Here is a 17,248-nt window from a genome sequence, read left to right as displayed (position 1 = left end):
CTGCCAGAGGGGCCCGGGCTTGGACGCGTATTTGCGAACGAGCCGCAGTCAGGCTGCGGCTGCGATTTTTCTTCCGTTACTCAGGTTGATGCGAAACGCCGCCGAGCCCGGCGATCTGATCCGGTTCGATCAGAACGGAGATGACGACGCCGATGAATGTCAGGCTGCCCGCAAGGTCGAACCACATGGTGCGGAACTGGCCGCGATGACAGAGCAGCGCGAAGCCGGCGGTTACCGCGGCACCCGCAAACAGCATCGTGACGACAGCGGGCGCCAGCAATTCGGGAGATACGAGATGGCGCATCCCAAGTCCCGCGATCAGCGCCGCCAGCAGGATGCCGGCCATCAGTTCCTTGCCGCGGACAGGGGCTTCCCGCCGAATCGGTCGGACGATCTGGCTGCGGTCCGTGAAGGCCAAATATTGGTCCTCCCCAACATTGCAGGACTGAGGGAAGGGCTGGACTGTGCTAGGGAACACTATCCACCCTGACATTCATAACTGATAGTTTAGTAATCATGAAACGAGCAAAACATCAAGATGTTTTCGCTGTACAGCCGCCGGGCAAGGACGCGCCGGAGCCCAAGCAATTGCGGAAACAGGCCGGGGATTGGCTCAAGCAGCGCCGGGCGGATGCCGAATTGTCGCAGGCCGATCTCGCCGCGCGGCTGGGTCTCAAATATTACACGTTCATTTCGCAGGTTGAGAACGGGTTTAGCCGCGTTCCGACCGAACTGATCGGCGCCTGGGCCGACCAACTGGGCCTTGAACAGCGCGCCTTCGCTAGGCATCTGTTAATGTACTACGAGCCGGAACTGTACCGGCTGCTGTTTGGAGCGGAAAGCAAATGAGCGTGGTCGAGTTCGAGCGCAGACAGGACACTGGCGTGTGGACCGAAAAGGAGCTCACCACGCTGCTTGGGGCCCTGCATGCCGCGACCGCGCCGGTCACCGGCCGCACCTGGGAAACCGGCGTGACTGACAACGGCGATGCGCAGTTCTATCTGCTGGGCCCGCTCCCGGAACAGGTCTGCGAGCTGTGCGTGTCGCGGATCGGCGGGCGCTACGTCCTGGAAGACGGGGCGGGCCGGCTGCTGTTCGAGCATCGTAATCTCGATCTCGTCGTGCTGCACGCGAAGGCCGCGCTCTCGCCTGCATCGCGCGTGATGGTGCGCGCGATCATGGCGTGGTTTGCGATCCGAAGTACGTTCCAGGAAAAGTTCGAGCCGCTGCTCGTGGAAGGTGAGGAACTGCTGGTCCAGGTCGCGCCGCAGCTTGCCGCTCTCGCCTGATCGCCAGGTTTTCCGATCCTTCAAATCATCGTCACGCAAATTTCGAAAAGTGTCATGACCGCGAAATCACGCGCCGCCAAAACGTCCCGCAAGCCCGCAATCGGCAAGACGGCTGCGGCCAAATCCGGGGCGGCCATATCAAAGACCGGCAAGCTGCCGGAATGGAATCTCGCCGATCTCTACTCCGGCATCGACGCGCCGGAAATTGCCCGCGACCTGCAAAAGATGGATGCGGACAGCATCGCATTCGAGACGGATTACAAGGGCAAGCTCGCCGAGTTCACCGCCAGGGAGGACGGCGGACGCTGGCTGGCAGAAGCCGTGCGGCGCTATGAGGCGATCGATGATCTCGCCGGCCGTCTCGGCTCCTATGCCGGCCTCGTTCATGCTGGCGACAACGTCAATCCCGCGATCTCCAAATTTTACGGCGACGTGTCAGAGCGGCTGACGGCGGCTTCAACGCATCTGCTGTTTTTCGGACTCGAGCTCAACCGTGTCGACGATGACGTGATGGAGCGTGCGATGGGCACGCCCGAGCTCGGCCATTACCGTCCCTGGATCGAGGACCTGCGCAAGGACAAGCCGTACCAGCTTGAAGATCGCGTCGAGCAGCTCTTCCACGAAAAATCCCAGAGCGGTTACGCCGCCTGGAATCGGCTGTTCGACCAGACCATCTCTAGCCTGCGCTTCAAGGTCGGGGCCAAGGAGCTGGCGATCGAGCCGACGCTGAATTTTTTGCAGGACCGCGACGGTGCCAAGCGTAAGGCGGCGGCCGAGGCGCTGGCAAAGACCTTCAAGGCCAATGAGCGTACCTTTGCGCTGATCACCAATACGCTGGCAAAGGACAAGGAGATTTCCGACCGCTGGCGCGGCTTCCAGGATGTCGCCGACTCGCGCCATCTCAACAACCGCGTCGAGCGCGAGGTGGTGGATGCGCTGGTCGCTTCCGTGCGCGCGGCGTATCCAAAGCTGTCGCACCGCTATTACCGGCTGAAGGCCGGTTGGTTCAAAAAGAAGAAGCTGGCGCATTGGGACCGCAACGCGCCGCTGCCGTTTGCGGCTACCGGTACCATCGCCTGGCCGGAAGCGCAGAAGATGGTGCTGACGGCCTATCGCGGCTTTTCCACCGAGATGGCCTCGATCGCCGAGCGCTTCTTCACCGATCGCTGGATCGACGCGCCGGTGCGGCCGGGCAAGGCGCCGGGCGCGTTCTCGCATCCGACCACGCCGTCCGCGCACCCCTATGTGCTGATGAACTACCAGGGCAAGCCGCGCGATGTCATGACGCTCGCCCATGAGCTCGGCCATGGCGTGCATCAGGTGCTCGCCGCGAAGAACGGCGCGCTGATGGCGCCGACGCCGCTGACGCTGGCGGAAACGGCAAGTGTGTTCGGCGAAATGCTGACGTTCAAGCGGCTGTTGTCGGAGACCAGGAACGCCAGGCAGCGCCAGGCGCTGCTGGCGGGCAAGGTCGAGGATATGATCAACACGGTGGTGCGGCAGATCGCGTTCTACACCTTCGAGCGCGCCGTCCATACCGAGCGCAGGAATGGCGAGCTTACGGCGCAGCGCCTCGGCGAGGTCTGGCTCAGTGTGCAGGGCGAGAGCCTGGGCGATGCGATCGACATCCGCCCCGGCTACGAAAATTTCTGGATGTACATTCCGCACTTCATCCATTCGCCGTTCTACGTCTACGCCTACGCGTTCGGCGATTGTCTGGTGAACTCGCTCTACGCTGTCTACGAGCATGCATCGGAAGGCTTTGCCGAGCGTTATCTCGAAATGCTCGCGGCCGGCGGCACCAAGCATTATTCCGAGCTGCTCAAACCGTTCGGGCTCGACGCCAAGGATCCCAAATTCTGGGACGGCGGACTATCCGTGATTGCCGGAATGATCGACGAACTGGAGACGATGGGCTGACGCCTCCGCTGCAAGAGTGGAGGACTCATGATCGACACGCCGACGCGACGCCTCGTACTCGGAGCTGGCGCTCTCGCCGCCGGCTCGCTGCTTGGAATCGGCAGCGGTGTCGCGCAAGCGACGTTGCCCCCGACGCCCGCTTGCCACGATGGCGACGAGCCGACCCTGGCTCAGACCGAAGGGCCGTTCTTCAAGCCGTCCTCGCCGGAGCGGATCGAATTGCTTGAAGCCGGGATGGCCGGGCAGCCGATCGAATTGGCTGGGTTCGTGCTCACGCGCGGCTGCAAGCCGATCGCGGGCGCGCTGTTGGATTTCTGGCAGGCCGACGACAAGGGCCGGTATGACAATTCCGGCTTCCGCCTGCGTGGCCATCAATTCACTGACGCAGAAGGGCGCTTCCGGCTGCGAACTGTCGTGCCGGGCGCCTATGTCGGCCGTACCCGCCACATCCATGTGAAGGTGCAGCCGCGCGGCGGCCGCGTGCTCACCACCCAGCTTTATTTCCCCGGCGAGGCGAAGAACCGGTCCGACGGCCTGTTTCGCACCGAATTGCTGGTGCGAACCGCCAAGAATGAGGGTTGGCTCGCCGGCCGTTTTGATTTTGTGCTGGGCTAGTTCGGATGGCCGGTTGGTCTTTGGCGTAAAACAATTGTTGAACGCGCCGAATGGCTGTGTTATACATTTTGTATAACGGAGCCTTCGCCATGAATGAGAACCCGAAAGACCTTCGCGCCGACTCCAACGCCCTTCAGGTGCGTAAAATCGGCAACTCAATCGGCTTCATTTTGCCGAAGGATACGGCTGCGCGCTTCAACCTGAAGGAAGGCGACAAACTCTTTCTGATGGAACAGCCCGGGGGAGGCTTTACCCTGACGCCGCACGATCCTGATTTCGAAAAGGCGATGGAGATCGCACGGCGCGGCATGAAGCGGTATCACAACGCGCTGGCCGAACTTGCCAAATGAGTGAGCCGTTTTGGCTCACCCGCCAGATCGTTGTTGCCATCCACGACGAACAACTGACGATTCACGGCGGCGCGAGCGGATTGCGCGACGAGGGCATGCTCGAGTCTGCCCTCGATCGTCCGAAGAACCGATGGGCTTACGAGCAGGCGGATTTGCCTGAACTCGCGGCCGCGTACGCGTTCGGGATCGCGCGTAATCATCCGTTTGTCGACGGCAACAAGCGAACGTCGCTGCTGGCGCTCTACACATTTCTCGGCGTGAACGGCGTCGACTTCATCGTGCCTGAAGCCGAAGCGGCGGCAATCATTCTGGCTCTTGCGGCAGGCGAGGTGAACGAAGAGGGCCTCACCCGCTGGATCAGGGACAATTGGCCTTCCGAATGACCCGATAAGCAGGGTATGACGGCACCGTGCGCCGTTGCCCTGCCAGCGGGATTGCGCTAATTCCTCGCCGAGAATTCGATCCTACTGGGGACACCGATGGCAGATCATAGCGAAGTGGCCTACACGACCGCTGACGGCAACGACTACGAGGCGCATGAGAAGACCTATGAAGGCTTCATCATGCTGGTGAAGTACGGCACCGGTGCCGTCATCGTCATCCTTGCCTTGATGGCGATCTTCCTGACCTGATCTTTCATCCCGTCGGCACCGCCGGGGACGGCGGTGTTTCGGAAAATTCCGTCCGTTCCGGTCCCAAAACCGGTATCCATCCTTGCGGAAATAGCGCTAGCTTTGAGCGCGCGCTCAATCGTGCGCCGCCGGAGGCCCCATGAAGATTGCCGTTGCCAGGGAAATCGATCCGTCCGAGCCGCGGGTGGCGGCCTCGCCCGACACCGTGAAGAAGTTCAGGGCGATCGGCGCTGAAGTCGCCGTCGAGCCGGGCGCGGGCGTCAAGTCTGGTCTGCCGGATTCCGAATTCACGGCCGCCGGCGCCACCGTCAGCGCGGATGCGCTGAAGGATGCCGACATCATCATCAAGGTGAAGCGGCCGGAGGCGTCGGAGCTTTCGCAGTACAAGCGTGGTGCGCTGGTCATCGCGATCATGGATCCCTACGGCAACGAGGCCGCGCTGAAGGCGATCGCGGATGCCGGCGTCGCGGCCTTCGCGATGGAATTGATGCCGCGCATCACGCGCGCGCAGGTGATGGACGTGTTGTCTTCGCAGGCCAACCTCGCCGGCTATCGCGCGGTGATCGAGGGCGCTGAAGCCTTTGGCCGCGCCTTTCCGATGATGATGACCGCGGCCGGCACTGTCCCGGCCGCAAAGGTGTTCGTGATGGGCGTCGGCGTCGCCGGCCTGCAAGCGATCGCGACCGCGCGGCGTCTCGGCGCCATCGTCACCGCGACCGACGTGCGGCCCGCGACGAAAGAGCAGGTGGAATCGCTCGGTGCAAAATTCCTCGCCGTCGAGGACGAGGAATTCAAGAACGCGCAGACTGCCGGCGGCTACGCCAAGGAAATGTCCAAGGAGTATCAGGCCAAGCAGGCCGCGCTCACCGCCGAGCACGTCAAGAAGCAGGACATCGTCATCACGACAGCTTTGATCCCTGGCCGTCCGGCGCCGAAACTCGTCAGCGCCGACATGGTGAAGTCCATGAAGCCGGGTTCGGTGCTGGTCGATCTCGCCGTCGAACGCGGCGGCAATGTCGAAGGCGCCAAGCCGGGCCAGGTGGTCGACATCGATGGCGTCAAGATCGTCGGCTACACCAATGTCGCCGGCCGCGTCGCAGCTTCAGCTTCCGGTCTCTATGCGCGCAACCTGTTCTCGTTCATCGAGACCATGGTCGACAAGGCCAACAAGGCACTGGCCGTGAACTGGGACGACGAGCTGGTGAAGGCCACCGCGCTGACGAAGGATGGCGCCGTCATCCACCCGAACTTCCAGCCGAAATAAGGAGACAAGCCATGGATCATATCGCGCAAGCCGTCGATCCCTTCGTCTTCCGGCTGTCGATCTTCGTGCTCGCCGTCTTCGTCGGCTATTTCGTGGTGTGGTCGGTGACCCCTGCGTTGCATACGCCGCTGATGAGTGTGACGAACGCGATCTCCTCCGTGATCGTGGTCGGCGCGCTGCTGGCGGTCGGTGTGCCCATGATCTCGAGCGGCAGCGGCTGGGCGCGCGGCTTCGGCTTCGTCGCGCTGATTTTCGCCTGCATCAACATCTTCGGCGGCTTCCTCGTCACCCAGCGCATGCTGGCGATGTACAAGAAGAAAGCCAAGTGAGCGGCCTGCACCTCGGGGTATTGAGGAACATTGGGGACCTGAGATGAGCGCCAATCTCTCTGCACTACTGTATCTCGTGGCGGGTGTGCTGTTCATCCTGTCGTTGCGCGGCCTGTCCAGCCCCGCCTCGTCGCGCCAGGGCAATCTGTTCGGCATGATCGGCATGGCGATCGCGGTCGGCACGACGCTGGCCAGCCATCCGCCGGCGGACGGCATCGCCTGGCTGCTGGTCATCCTTGGCATCGCCATCGGCGGGGCGATCGGCGCCGTGATCGCGCGGCGCGTGCCGATGACGTCGATGCCGGAACTGGTCGCGGCCTTCCACTCGCTGGTCGGCATGGCCGCGGTGCTGGTCGCCGCCGGCGCCTTCTACGCGCCCGAAGCTTTCGATATCGGCACGCCCGGCAATATACACGGCTCCAGCCTCGTCGAAATGTCGCTCGGCGTCGCCATCGGCGCGCTGACCTTCACCGGCTCGGTGATCGCGTTCCTTAAACTGTCGGCGCGCATGAGCGGGGCGCCGATCATCTTGCCGGGCCGTCACATCATCAACATTGCGCTGGCGCTGGCGCTGGTGTTCTTCATTTTCGGCCTGGTGCGTTCCGGCAGCGCGCTCGATTTCTGGCTGATCACCATCATCGCGCTGGTGCTCGGCGTGCTCATGATCATTCCGATCGGTGGCGCCGACATGCCGGTCGTGATCTCGATGCTCAACTCCTATTCCGGCTGGGCCGCGGCCGGCATTGGCTTCACGCTGGGCAATTCCGCGTTGATCATCACGGGCGCGCTGGTCGGCTCTTCCGGCGCGATCCTGTCCTACATCATGTGCCACGCGATGAACCGGTCGTTCATCTCGGTCATTCTCGGCGGCTTTGGCGGCGAGACCGCGGCGGCGGCTGGCGGTACCGGCGAGCAGAAGCCCGCCAAGCTCGGCTCGGCTGACGATGCCGCCTTCATCATGAAGAACGCCTCGAAGGTCATCATCGTGCCCGGCTACGGCATGGCGGTGGCGCAGGCCCAGCACGCGCTGCGCGAGATGGCCGACATGCTGAAGAAGGAAGGCGTCGAGGTGAAATACGCGATTCACCCGGTCGCCGGCCGCATGCCCGGCCATATGAACGTGTTGCTCGCCGAAGCCAACGTGCCCTATGACGAGGTGTTCGAGCTCGAGGACATCAACTCGGAATTCGCGCAGGCCGACATCGCCTTCGTGATCGGCGCCAACGACGTCACCAATCCCGCGGCCGAAGAAGACAAGACCTCGCCGATCTATGGCATGCCGGTGCTCCAGGTCTGGAAGGCGGGCACCGTGATGTTCATCAAGCGCTCGCTGGCCTCGGGCTATGCCGGCATCGACAATCCCTTGTTCTATCGCGACAACACCATGATGCTGCTCGGCGACGCCAAGAAGGTGACCGAGAACGTGGTGAAGGCGATGTAAGGCGGCGAGGGATCGTGGCCCTGAACAAGGAATGGCACCGGTCCCATCGCATGCCGCAGAAGGCGACGCGCGAGCAGCGCATCAAATGGCACGCCGCGCATGCTGCCGCATGCGGATGCCGCGTCATCCCGGAAAGTATCCGCCCTGACGTCGAAAAGCTGCTCAAGCGCCGCAAGCGTTAGCGGGCGGCGCAATGACCGTCCTCAAGTGGCTCCTGATCGTCTTTGCCCTCGTCTATCTCGGCGGCCTTGCGGCGCTGTTCCTGTTGCAGCGCTCGTTCCTGTTTCCGATTCCACCCGTAGCCCGCATCGCGCCCGGCGCCGCCGGTTTTCCGCAGGCCGAGGAGCATGTGCTCGACACGGAAGACGGTGAAAAAGTCATCGTCTGGCATGTACCGGCAAAACCAGGCCGTCCCGTGATTCTCTACTTCCACGGCAATGGCGATTTCCTCGCCGGCTTCTTCGGGCGCTTTGACGAGTTGATCGCTGACGGCATCGGCGTGGTCGCGCTTTCCTATCGCGGCTATTTCGGCTCCAGCGGATCGCCGAGCGAGCAGGGGCTGCTGAAGGATGCGGCCGCAGCCTACGCCTTCACGACCGCGCGTTACAGCGCGGATCGGATTGTGGTCTGGGGTTTTTCGCTCGGCACCGGCGTTGCGGTTGCGCTGGCGGCCGAGCAGCCTGTCGGCAAGCTGATCCTGGAAGCGCCCTTCAGCTCGACTGTGGACGTTGCCGCGTCGTTGTTCTGGTACATGCCGGTGCGCCTGGTGATGCGCGATCGCTTCCGCTCCGACGAGCGGATCGCGCGGGTGAAAGTCCCGCTGCTCGTCATGCACGGCACCGACGATCCCGCCATTCCGATCCAGTTCGGCGAACGCCTGTTTGCGCTCGCCAATGAGCCGAAGCGGTTCGTGCGGTTTCCCGGCGGTGGCCACGAGAATCTCGGCGATTTCGGAGCGATTGAAGCCGCACGGCAATTCATCAACGCCGCGAGAGGCTGACGGCGGCCATTGTTTGCTTCATAGTTGTCCCTTGGGACAGCAAGGAATATCGGATGAGCGCACACGGGCCGATGCCGCGATCGGCATGGATATTTCCGGCGCTGGCAATCGCGCTGTTCGCCGCCGCCACCGCGGCCGGCTACGAATTCGCCCCGTCGGCCTTTGGCTGGCTGTTCGCGGTGGTGCTGCTCGTCATCCTGTTCGGCACGGTGTTCGCGGCGGTCCATCACGCCGAGATGATCGCTGAGCGGATCGGCGAGCCTTTCGGCACGCTGCTGCTGACGATGGCCATCACGATCATCGAAGTGGCGCTGATCGCGACCATCATGCTCGGCGACAAGCCTGCGCCGACTCTGGCGCGCGATACCGTGTTTGCGGTGGTCATGATCGTCTGCAACGGCTTGGTCGGACTTTGCATCTTCATCGGCGGCATGCGTTATCGTGAGCAGGACTTCCAGATCACCGGCGCCAACCTCTATCTCAGCGTCTTGTTCGTGCTGGCGACGATTACTCTTGATATGCCGAACTTCACGCTGACCGCCCCGGGGCCGGTCTATTCGGCGGCGCAACTCGGCTTTGTCAGCGTGGTGACATTGCTGCTTTATGCGGTGTTCCTCTACACCCAGACGGTCCGCCACCGCGATTATTTCGTCGGCAGTGCCAACGAGGCAGCTGCCCATGGCGAGGTGATATCGGATCGCATGCTGGCGATCAGCGTCGCACTGTTGCTGGTCGCGCTGCTGTCTGTGGTGCTGTTGTCCAAGAAGTTTTCTGTCGTCGTCGACGTTATTACGGCGAAGATCGGCGCGCCGCCGGCATTTGCGGGCGTGCTGGTCGCGGTCCTGATCCTGCTGCCGGAAAGCGTTGCCGCGATCTCCGCCGCGCGCAAGAACGATCTGCAGAAAAGCATCAACCTGGCGCTTGGCTCGTCGATTGCCACCATCGGCCTCACGGTTCCCGCCGTGGCGGTTGCCGCCTATGCGCTCGACAAGCAGCTCGTGCTCGGGCTCAGCAACCAGCACATGCTGATCATGTTGTTGACCTTCATGCTCAGCATGCTGACCTTCGGTACCGGCCGCACCAATATCCTGTTCGGCATGGTTCACATGGTGGTGTTTGCCGTGTTCCTGTTCATGGTATTCGTGCCGTAACATTTTGGAGAACGAACAATGCTCAGCGCCAAGTCGGACGTTCAGGTCGACACGCCGGAGGTCCGCGTCACCGAGTGGCGGCTGGCGCCGGGCAGCGCCACCGGCCACCACACCCATGAGATGGACTACGTGATCGTGCCGGTCACCGCGGGCGAGATGACCATCGTGGCGCCCAACGGGGAACGCTCGAAGGCGCAGCTTTCCGTCGGGAAATCCTATTTCCGCAAGGCCGGCGTCCAGCATGACGTCCTCAACGAAACGGCAAGCGAGATCGTCTTCCTCGAGGTCGAGCTGAAACCCTGAGCCGTTTGCCCCGACATTCCGGCGGGATGGAACCGGCGTGAGGGAAATCTGCACGGCGGAGCGGCCAATTGCCACCGATCCGTCGCAGTTGATCCCTGAATATGCCCAGAAGTTCCAGCATCAAACCCGCTCGGGGAGTGGCCGGAATGCTCAGTTACGTCAAAGCCTTTACGATGCAGGTCGTGCCCTCGGTGGCGGCTACCATCATCGGGGCCTACATCGTCAACCACTACATTGCGACCCCCAAGACCGGTTCGGAGACGCCCGCCGCGGCGATCGCCCGGCACAAGGCCAAGCCCGCTCCAGAAAAGCCCGCGCCGGAAGCCAAGCCAGCGGAGACCTCCGGCGACGTTGCCAGCCTTCCCGAAGCAGGCGTCAAGGCCAAGGGCATCTCCGAAAAAGCGCTGCTGGAGAAGAACGCTGCGGCCGAGAAGGCGGTGGTCGAGAAGCCCGCGGAAAAGGAGAAGCCCGCGGAAAAAGACAAGGCCGCCGACAAGACCGACAAACCTGCCGAAACCGCCAGCATTCCCGCCGAGTCTCGCCGCCAGCAGGCGGCGCCGCGTGAGAAGACCGCTGCCATCAGGGTCATCCCGCTGACACAGTCCCAGCCTGCTGCGTCGGCACCGGCCGTCGCTGCGCCGGCTTCCGCCCCTGCGGCCGAGGCCGCGCCCGAAGAACGCCGCGACGCCAACGACCTTGCCCGCGCCGCGATCGAGCGGCTGCGCGGCGGCACGCAGGCGGCTGCGCGCGCGCCGGAAACGTCGAAAAATGAAGCTTCGCGAAACGAGCCTTCGCGAAACGAGCCTTCGCGGAACGAGGTCTCGCGAAATCCGGAAGGCTCGCGCGCCTCCGAAGCGTCAACCCCGCAAGTCCTGCGGCCGCTGCCGCCGCCGATCATGGTGTCGGCGCCGCCGAGCGATGCAGTCGATCCAGCCACCTCGCAGCCGCGGCCGCCTTACGCAAACAACGCCCGGTCAGACGATCCGCTGCGCCCGACCCCGCCGGCCGAAATTCCGACGGCGCGGCCGCCGCTGGATCTGCGCGCCGAAATGGCGCCGCGTGAAAAGCCTTCGGTGGCCGATGAAATGCTGTCGGCCGCGAAGTCGATGTTCCAGAACGTCATGCCGAAATAAGCCGGCTGCGATCTAGCCGCCGAGGCGCGCCAGTCCGTTCTTCGCCGCATCATCGCGCGGGCGGATCGCGAGCGCGCGGCTGTAGGAGGCCTTGGCCTTGTCCTTTTCGCCGAGGCGCTCATAGGCCTGCCCGCGATAGCTCCAGGCGGTCGCGCTGTTCGGATCGGCCTGCACGGCCTCGTCGAGATCGGTGACGGCTTCCTTGACCTTGTCGAGCGCAAGATAGCTGGCCGCACGCGCCACCAATGGCTCGGCGCGCTGCGGCGTCAGGCCGTGCGCGGAGGTGAAATCCTCGATCGCCTTCTCGTGCTGCTTTTCGCCCTGGTAGATCAGCCCGCGGCCATACACCGCCTGCGCGTTGTAGGGGTCGAGCGCGAGCGCCTTCTCGAACTCGGCGAGCGCTTCTTCCCGCTTGCCGGAGCGGGCCAGGGTGCGGCCCTGCACGGCGGCCTCCTGCGCATCGCTGATACTCTTGGCACTGATCTCGGGCGCGGGTTGCGCCGCCGGCTTTGGCTGCGCTTCCTTGTCTGGACCGAGCGACCACGATCCCAGATCGAACGAGCATCCGCCAAGCAGCAGCGCCAGCGCGGCGCACCGCGATGTCCTGCCAAGGCCGTTTGTCCTCGAAAAAATCATGCCGGCGAATGCTCCTGCGTCCAATGTCGCAAAGCTGGCCCGCCGGGTTCAAGAACAAACGGGGCAAAAAGAAACGCGGGCACGAGGCCCGCGTCGCATCCCAAATCGTAAAAAGTCTTAGCGCGGTCCGCGGGCGCCACCAGCGCCGCCACGGCTGCCGCCGGCGCCACGGTCGCCGCCCGGGCCGGCGCCGAACACCGGCTTCGGCTTCATCGGCAGCAGGCCTTCGCGCTGCAACTTCTTGCGGGCCAGCTTGCGCGCGCGGCGCACGGCTTCGGCCTTTTCGCGGGCCTTCTTCTCGGAGGGCTTTTCGTAGTGACCGCGGAGCTTCATCTCGCGGAAAATCCCCTCGCGCTGCATCTTCTTCTTCAGCGCCTTGAGGGCTTGATCGACGTTGTTATCGCGGACGAGAACCTGCACGCGGCATCCTCTTTCAATTGATCGGATCGGAATTCGGGAAAAGCGAGAGGCCTGCGAAAACGCCGCCTCTGACCTTTGAGCGCGCGGATGTATCAGACAATTCCGCAAATGTCCACCTGAGCGGCAGCGTTTCAGGCCAAGTTCAGCCACAAAAAGCGGCGAATCTGACGTGGTTCGGCCCTGATTTGGGGCGTACCGCGTCCTGACAGGGCTGTTCCCGGAGTTTTGACCGACCCGGTTACAATCAGGGGAATGCCACATGGACGCGAAGAAATATGCCGCCGAGGCCATCGGCACGTTTTGGCTCACATTTGCGGGATGCGGAAGCGCCGTCATCGCGGCGGGCTTTCCGCAGGTCGGTATCGGACTGGTCGGCGTGTCGTTGGCGTTCGGCCTCAGCGTCGTGACGATGGCCTACGCCATCGGGCATGTATCGGGCTGCCATCTCAATCCCGCCGTCACCCTGGGACTCGCGGCCGGCGGCCGCTTTCCGGTCGGCCAGATCGCACCCTATGTCATCGCGCAGGTGATCGGTGCGATCGCTGCCGCCGCGCTGCTGTACGTGATCGCCAGCGGTGCGCCTGGCTTCGACCTTGCCAAGGGCTTTGCGTCGAACGGCTTTGACGATCATTCGCCCGGCAAATACAGCCTGGTCGCCTGTTTCATCACCGAAGTGGTGATGACCATGATGTTCCTGTTCATCATCATGGGCGCGACCCATGGCAGGGCGCCGGCGGGCTTTGCGCCGCTGGCGATCGGGCTGGCGCTGGTAATGATCCACCTGGTCAGCATTCCCGTCACCAACACGTCGGTGAATCCGGCGCGCAGCACCGGGCCTGCGCTGTTCGTTGGCGGATGGGCGCTGGCGCAGCTCTGGTTGTTCTGGGTCGCGCCGCTGATCGGCGGTGTGCTGGGCGGGGTGATCTATCGCTGGCTCAGCGAAGAGCCGAGTGGCATCGTCGAGGGCGCCAGGCCTGCGTAGCGCGAACCGCGCTACTTCCTGCGCGGCAAGACTTCGGTCACATGGCCCATCTTGCGGCCGGGCCGCGCAGGACCCTTGCCATAGAGGTGAACGGTGGCGCCGGGAACCGTCAGCCATCGTTCATAGCCGTTGATGTCGTCTCCGATCAGGTTGGTCATCAGGACCGGGCCGTGGCGCACCGGCTTGCCGAGCGGCCAGCCGGCGATCGCGCGGATGTGCTGCTCGAACTGCGAGATCGAGGCGCCGTCCAGCGTCCAGTGCCCGGAATTATGTACCCGCGGGGCGATCTCGTTGACCAGCACCTTCGGCCCGTCCGCCTCCTGCACCACGAACATTTCGACCGCGAGCACGCCGACATAGTCGAGCGCGTTCGCGATCCTTTCGGCGATGCCGCGCGCCTCGGCGGCAAGTGCATCGGAAATGGCAGCGGGTACGCGCGAGAATTTCAGGATGTGGTCGCGGTGTTCGTTCTCGGTGACGTCGAAGCATTCCACATCGCCGTCGGCGGAGCGGGCGGCGATCACGGAAATCTCGCGCTCGAACGGAATGAACGCTTCGAGGATTGCGGATTTGGTGCCGAGGTCCTCCCAGATCTCGCCGATGTCGTCGCCTTCGCGGATGATCGCCTGGCCCTTGCCGTCATAGCCGAAGCGGCGGGTTTTGATCACGGCGGGCAGGCCGATTTTCGCGACGGCGGCACGCAGCGTCTCCAGTGAGAAGACGTCGGCGTAGTCGGCGGTGCCGATGCCGAGCCTCGTGACGAAATCCTTTTCGATCAGGCGGTCTTGCGTGGTTTCCAGAATCTTCTGCGCGGGCAGTACCGGGCGGCGCGCTGCCAGCACCATGGCGGTCGCGGCCGGCACGTTCTCGAATTCATAGGTGATGACGTCGACATCGTTGGCGAACAGCTCCAGCGCCTCGACATCGGCATATTCCGCGCAGGTCGCGTTCAGCACCACGTCGAAAGCCGGCGAATCCGGATCCGGCGAAAACACCTGGCACTTGAGGCCGAGCCGTGCGGCCGCCATCGCCAGCATCCGGCCGAGCTGCCCGCCGCCCAGAATGCCGATGGTGTCTCCCGGCTTCAGCTTCACTGGCTTGAGCTGCGCCTTGTTCTTGACTTGGGCTTCAGCCGTCACGCCGATCCCTCCGGGCGCTCGGCAACCCCATCGGTCTGCTGCTTGCGCCAGCCGGCCAGTCTCGTTGCCAGCGCCGGGTCGTTCAGCGCGAGCACGCTGGCCGCCAGCAGCGCCGCGTTGATGGCGCCGGCCTTGCCGATCGCGAGCGTGCCGACCGGAATGCCTGCCGGCATCTGGACGATGGAATAGAGCGAATCGACACCCGCCAGCGCCTTGGATTCAACGGGAACGCCGAACACCGGCAGTTCCGTCAGCGACGCCGCCATGCCCGGCAGATGCGCCGCGCCGCCGGCGCCGGCGATGATCACCTTGAAGCCGGCCGCCTTGGCCCCCTTGGCGAAGGCGAACAGCCGGTCCGGGGTGCGATGGGCGGAAACGATGCGTTTTTCGCTTGCGACGCCGAGCGCGGCCAGCGTTTCGGCGGCATGGCGCATGGTCTCCCAGTCGGACTGGCTTCCCATGATGATGGCGATCGGGGCGGTCATACGGTCAATTCTGTTCGGGAATCCAAAAGCATAGGCCGATTATAGGGTCGGCCCGGGGCTGATCCAAGGCGTGGCAAGAGAAGAGGAATGGACTATCCTGTCTTGGTGAATCCCGGCAAGCCTTGATATGCGGGCCTCAACAAGGATGGGCATGACCAAAAAAAGGAGGGCCGGCGCCTCGGGGCCTGCAAAAGGTGGAAAACGTGGCGCTGCGGCCCGCAAAGCCGCCCCGCGCCGGGAGCGGCAGCCCGCCGTCCGGCCGGCCGCGCCGAGCGACTCAAAGCCGACCGTCCGGCGCCTGCGGAACGAACTGGCCAAGGCCCTGGCGCGGATCGAGGAACTGAAGGCATCCGCCGAAACCGACTTCCTGCTCGATATCCTCAATCGCCGCGGCTTTGAGCGTGAGCTGACCCGCGCCATCGCCTTCATGAACCGCTATCACGCCAGCGGCGCGCTGATCGTGCTCGACGTCGACCGCCTGAAGCCGATCAACGATGAATTCGGGCATGCTGCCGGCGATCAGGTGCTGAAGGCGATCGTCACCGCCGTGCTGCGCGAGGTGCGCGCCTCCGACGTGGTCGGCCGGCTCGGCGGCGACGAGTTCGCGGTGCTGCTATGGAATCTCAGCGAGACCGACGCGCGGGCGAAGGCAGCCGCGCTGGAAGAGACCATCGATGCGCTGAGCTTCACGTTCCGCGGCACGGCGGTGACGACGGGCGCCTCCGCCGGCGTCGCCATCCTCAACAGCCATTGCGATCCGCGTCGGGCGCTCGAGGAGGCCGACAGCGCCATGTATGTGCGCAAGGCGCAGCGAAGGCACGAGAAGGAAGCTTGACCGCTTTCTCCGTCGTCATCGCTTCTCGCAATGACGACAACTTACAGCCCGCTCAAATCCTCCGGCACATTGCCGAATTTCCGCAACAAATGCGCATCGCCGAATTCGCCGATCATGGGATCGCCGGTACGGCTGAAGGCGACCGCGCCGATGCTGCCGGGAATGCGCGACATCATCTCGGCGCGGCGCAGCGCCGTGGTCGCGCTCTGGCACTCCTCAGCCGCGCCCGCGACCATGTCGCCGCTCTCGTCCTGCATGAATGGCAATGCGACGTAATAGGTGACATCGGCCATCGCTCGCTCCGTTCGGCCGGTCAGGCCGCGTTGCTGCGTGAAACTGATTTGGTGGGCGCGCAGCCGGCAGCGACGGCTGCCTGCAATTCTTCCAGCTCCGCCTCGAGATATTCGTTCGCCATGATCAGCGCCTTGATGGTCGAGCGCAGGTTGCCGTCGCACATCGCAATCGCCTGGTCGCAGGCCTGCTCGTAACGGCTGTTGTCGAGAAGTTGAGACGGTGCGGACATGGCAAACTCCCGTTTGGCTTGATCAGTATGTTCTCTTTTTGTTCTCGTTGAGTCAAGGGGACCTGAACAGATTTTTCGCTTCGCCTGAAGCTGCCGATGGCGCACTCGCCGATGATCGTTCGGCGCGATGCCTCCATCTTCGGTATCCGGAACCAAAAGCAGCATTTGCTTCTTAGTGCTGATCGGGAGTGCGGATGTATGGGTTCTTCGTCTTCAACACGGCCTGTCGTCTTGGTCGTCGAGGACGAACTGCTGTTGCGGATCAATGCGGCCGAGATAGTTGCCGATGCGGGCTTCGAGGTGATCGAAGCCGCCAGCGCCGATGAGGCCATCGACATCCTCGAAGCAAGGCGCGACATCACGGTCGTGTTTACCGATATCCAGATGCCCGGCTCGATGGACGGGCTGAAGCTGGCGCGCGCGGTCAGCGGCCGCTGGCCGCCGATCAAGATCGTCGCGACGTCAGGTCTTGTGGATGTCGGGGAAAAGGATCTGCCGGAGGGCGGCCGGTTTCTTGCAAAGCCCTACAGCCCGGAAGCGATCGCGGGCCTGCTTCGGGAACTGACCGCTGCCGCTAAGCGATAATATCGGGCGTGATCTGGTCTTCGATGAAGGCGATGCGGTCGCGCAATTGCAGCTTGCGTTTTTTCAGCCGCTGGAGCCGCAGTAAATCCGGCGCCGGGGACTGGTGCAGGGCGTCGATCGCCGCGTCGAGGTCGCGGTGCTCCTGCTGTAGCCGCGCAAGTTCGGCCTGGAGTTCGCGCTCATCTTCGTCGGTCATGGTGTATTTAACTGAAAAGC

At 63.6% G+C, this 17,248-nt stretch carries 26 protein-coding genes; 18 read left to right on the top strand and 8 right to left on the bottom strand.

Annotated features, from left to right (window positions below; genetic code table 11):
• Positions 1 to 76: 76 nt before the first annotated feature.
• Entirely contained in the window at positions 77 to 418 is a 342-nt protein-coding gene (locus JQ628_RS14170; protein ID WP_212223203.1) for a hypothetical protein, read from the bottom strand.
• A 98-nt stretch (positions 419 to 516) separates the two neighbouring features.
• On the opposite strand from JQ628_RS14170, the gene JQ628_RS14165 reads away from it, so the two are divergent.
• The 15 genes from JQ628_RS14165 (at position 517) to JQ628_RS14095 (ending at position 11,427) form a co-directional block, all read left to right on the top strand.
• Positions 517 to 849: a helix-turn-helix domain-containing protein gene (locus JQ628_RS14165; RefSeq protein ID WP_212223202.1), complete on the top strand. Its 333-nt coding sequence runs from the start codon at positions 517 to 519 to the stop codon at positions 847 to 849.
• Positions 846 to 1,289 carry a hypothetical protein gene (locus JQ628_RS14160; RefSeq protein WP_212223201.1) on the top strand — a complete coding sequence of 148 codons (444 nt, stop codon included), beginning with the start codon at positions 846 to 848 and terminating at the stop codon, positions 1,287 to 1,289. The genes JQ628_RS14165 and JQ628_RS14160 overlap by 4 nt, the downstream gene beginning before the upstream one ends.
• Positions 1,290 to 1,343: 54 nt before the next feature.
• Positions 1,344 to 3,209, top strand: a complete 1,866-nt coding sequence (locus tag JQ628_RS14155; protein WP_212223200.1) for a M3 family oligoendopeptidase — start codon at positions 1,344 to 1,346, stop codon at positions 3,207 to 3,209.
• Positions 3,210 to 3,236: 27 nt separating this feature from the next.
• On the top strand, positions 3,237 to 3,824 hold the full coding sequence (locus JQ628_RS14150) for an intradiol ring-cleavage dioxygenase (protein ID WP_212223199.1): 588 nt from the start codon (positions 3,237 to 3,239) through the stop codon (positions 3,822 to 3,824).
• A gap of 89 nt (positions 3,825 to 3,913) precedes the next feature.
• Positions 3,914 to 4,174, top strand: a complete 261-nt coding sequence (locus JQ628_RS14145; protein ID WP_212223198.1) for an AbrB/MazE/SpoVT family DNA-binding domain-containing protein — start codon at positions 3,914 to 3,916, stop codon at positions 4,172 to 4,174.
• A complete protein-coding gene (locus tag JQ628_RS14140) occupies positions 4,171 to 4,557 on the top strand; it encodes a type II toxin-antitoxin system death-on-curing family toxin (RefSeq protein WP_212223197.1) in 387 nt (128 codons plus the stop codon). Before JQ628_RS14145 ends, JQ628_RS14140 begins: the two co-directional genes overlap by 4 nt.
• Before the next feature lie 96 nt (positions 4,558 to 4,653).
• Positions 4,654 to 4,806 (top strand): aa3-type cytochrome c oxidase subunit IV, encoded by a 153-nt coding sequence (locus tag JQ628_RS14135; protein WP_212223196.1) that lies wholly within the window; start codon positions 4,654 to 4,656, stop codon positions 4,804 to 4,806.
• 139 nt (positions 4,807 to 4,945) lie between these two features.
• On the top strand, positions 4,946 to 6,070 hold the full coding sequence (locus tag JQ628_RS14130; RefSeq protein ID WP_212223195.1) for a Re/Si-specific NAD(P)(+) transhydrogenase subunit alpha: 1,125 nt from the start codon (positions 4,946 to 4,948) through the stop codon (positions 6,068 to 6,070).
• 11 nt (positions 6,071 to 6,081) lie between these two features.
• The gene (locus JQ628_RS14125; RefSeq protein WP_057838479.1) at positions 6,082 to 6,399 is read left to right on the top strand and encodes a proton-translocating transhydrogenase family protein; all 318 of its coding nucleotides are present in this window, start codon (positions 6,082 to 6,084) and stop codon (positions 6,397 to 6,399) included.
• A gap of 43 nt (positions 6,400 to 6,442) precedes the next feature.
• Positions 6,443 to 7,840, top strand: coding sequence for an NAD(P)(+) transhydrogenase (Re/Si-specific) subunit beta (locus JQ628_RS14120; protein WP_212223194.1), 1,398 nt, complete (start codon positions 6,443 to 6,445; stop codon positions 7,838 to 7,840).
• A 14-nt stretch (positions 7,841 to 7,854) separates the two neighbouring features.
• A complete protein-coding gene (locus JQ628_RS14115; protein ID WP_212223193.1) occupies positions 7,855 to 8,022 on the top strand; it encodes a hypothetical protein in 168 nt (55 codons plus the stop codon).
• A gap of 11 nt (positions 8,023 to 8,033) precedes the next feature.
• Complete coding sequence (locus tag JQ628_RS14110) at positions 8,034 to 8,840, top strand: alpha/beta hydrolase (RefSeq protein WP_212223192.1); 807 nt, start codon at positions 8,034 to 8,036, stop codon at positions 8,838 to 8,840.
• Between the two features lie 53 nt (positions 8,841 to 8,893).
• Positions 8,894 to 9,991: a calcium:proton antiporter gene (locus JQ628_RS14105; RefSeq protein WP_212223191.1), complete on the top strand. Its 1,098-nt coding sequence runs from the start codon at positions 8,894 to 8,896 to the stop codon at positions 9,989 to 9,991.
• A gap of 18 nt (positions 9,992 to 10,009) precedes the next feature.
• The gene (locus JQ628_RS14100) at positions 10,010 to 10,294 is read left to right on the top strand and encodes a cupin domain-containing protein (protein WP_212223190.1); all 285 of its coding nucleotides are present in this window, start codon (positions 10,010 to 10,012) and stop codon (positions 10,292 to 10,294) included.
• Positions 10,295 to 10,440: 146 nt separating this feature from the next.
• Positions 10,441 to 11,427, top strand: coding sequence for a hypothetical protein (locus JQ628_RS14095; RefSeq protein WP_212223189.1), 987 nt, complete (start codon positions 10,441 to 10,443; stop codon positions 11,425 to 11,427).
• A gap of 12 nt (positions 11,428 to 11,439) precedes the next feature.
• On the opposite strand, the gene JQ628_RS14090 is transcribed toward JQ628_RS14095, so the two are convergent.
• Both JQ628_RS14090 and rpsU read right to left on the bottom strand, forming a co-directional pair.
• Positions 11,440 to 12,063, bottom strand: a complete 624-nt coding sequence (locus JQ628_RS14090; protein ID WP_212223188.1) for a tetratricopeptide repeat protein — start codon at positions 12,061 to 12,063, stop codon at positions 11,440 to 11,442.
• A gap of 117 nt (positions 12,064 to 12,180) precedes the next feature.
• Complete coding sequence (gene rpsU, locus JQ628_RS14085; protein ID WP_212223187.1) at positions 12,181 to 12,483, bottom strand: 30S ribosomal protein S21; 303 nt, start codon at positions 12,481 to 12,483, stop codon at positions 12,181 to 12,183.
• Positions 12,484 to 12,742: 259 nt separating this feature from the next.
• Here rpsU and aqpZ point away from each other — a divergent pair, with 259 nt between their 5' ends.
• The gene (gene aqpZ / locus JQ628_RS14080; RefSeq protein WP_212223186.1) at positions 12,743 to 13,465 is read left to right on the top strand and encodes an aquaporin Z; all 723 of its coding nucleotides are present in this window, start codon (positions 12,743 to 12,745) and stop codon (positions 13,463 to 13,465) included.
• A gap of 11 nt (positions 13,466 to 13,476) precedes the next feature.
• Here aqpZ and JQ628_RS14075 read toward each other — a convergent pair whose 3' ends face one another.
• Together JQ628_RS14075 and purE are read right to left on the bottom strand one after the other, a co-directional pair.
• Complete coding sequence (locus JQ628_RS14075) at positions 13,477 to 14,604, bottom strand: 5-(carboxyamino)imidazole ribonucleotide synthase (protein WP_349628064.1); 1,128 nt, start codon at positions 14,602 to 14,604, stop codon at positions 13,477 to 13,479.
• Positions 14,601 to 15,089 (bottom strand): 5-(carboxyamino)imidazole ribonucleotide mutase, encoded by a 489-nt coding sequence (gene purE / locus JQ628_RS14070; protein ID WP_212223185.1) that lies wholly within the window; start codon positions 15,087 to 15,089, stop codon positions 14,601 to 14,603. The genes JQ628_RS14075 and purE overlap by 4 nt, the downstream gene beginning before the upstream one ends.
• A gap of 151 nt (positions 15,090 to 15,240) precedes the next feature.
• Here purE and JQ628_RS14065 point away from each other — a divergent pair, with 151 nt between their 5' ends.
• A complete protein-coding gene (locus JQ628_RS14065) occupies positions 15,241 to 15,924 on the top strand; it encodes a GGDEF domain-containing protein (RefSeq protein ID WP_433996131.1) in 684 nt (227 codons plus the stop codon).
• 41 nt (positions 15,925 to 15,965) lie between these two features.
• Here JQ628_RS14065 and JQ628_RS14060 read toward each other — a convergent pair whose 3' ends face one another.
• Complete coding sequence (locus JQ628_RS14060) at positions 15,966 to 16,217, bottom strand: hypothetical protein (RefSeq protein WP_212223183.1); 252 nt, start codon at positions 16,215 to 16,217, stop codon at positions 15,966 to 15,968.
• Between the two features lie 20 nt (positions 16,218 to 16,237).
• Positions 16,238 to 16,447, bottom strand: coding sequence for a hypothetical protein (locus tag JQ628_RS14055; RefSeq protein ID WP_212223182.1), 210 nt, complete (start codon positions 16,445 to 16,447; stop codon positions 16,238 to 16,240).
• Positions 16,448 to 16,645: 198 nt separating this feature from the next.
• On the opposite strand from JQ628_RS14055, the gene JQ628_RS14050 reads away from it, so the two are divergent.
• Positions 16,646 to 17,032: a response regulator gene (locus JQ628_RS14050; protein WP_212223464.1), complete on the top strand. Its 387-nt coding sequence runs from the start codon at positions 16,646 to 16,648 to the stop codon at positions 17,030 to 17,032.
• On the opposite strand, the gene JQ628_RS14045 is transcribed toward JQ628_RS14050, so the two are convergent.
• Complete coding sequence (locus tag JQ628_RS14045) at positions 17,022 to 17,228, bottom strand: YdcH family protein (protein ID WP_212223181.1); 207 nt, start codon at positions 17,226 to 17,228, stop codon at positions 17,022 to 17,024. The two genes, JQ628_RS14050 and JQ628_RS14045, sit on opposite strands and share 11 nt — an antisense overlap.
• Between the last annotated feature and the right edge of the window lie 20 nt (positions 17,229 to 17,248).

The sequence above is a fragment of the Bradyrhizobium lablabi genome (genome assembly GCF_018129385.1).
Lineage (GTDB): Bacteria > Pseudomonadota > Alphaproteobacteria > Rhizobiales > Xanthobacteraceae > Bradyrhizobium > Bradyrhizobium lablabi_C.
Note: the sequence above shows the minus strand (reverse complement) of the source record. Positions and strands in the feature narration are given on the sequence as shown.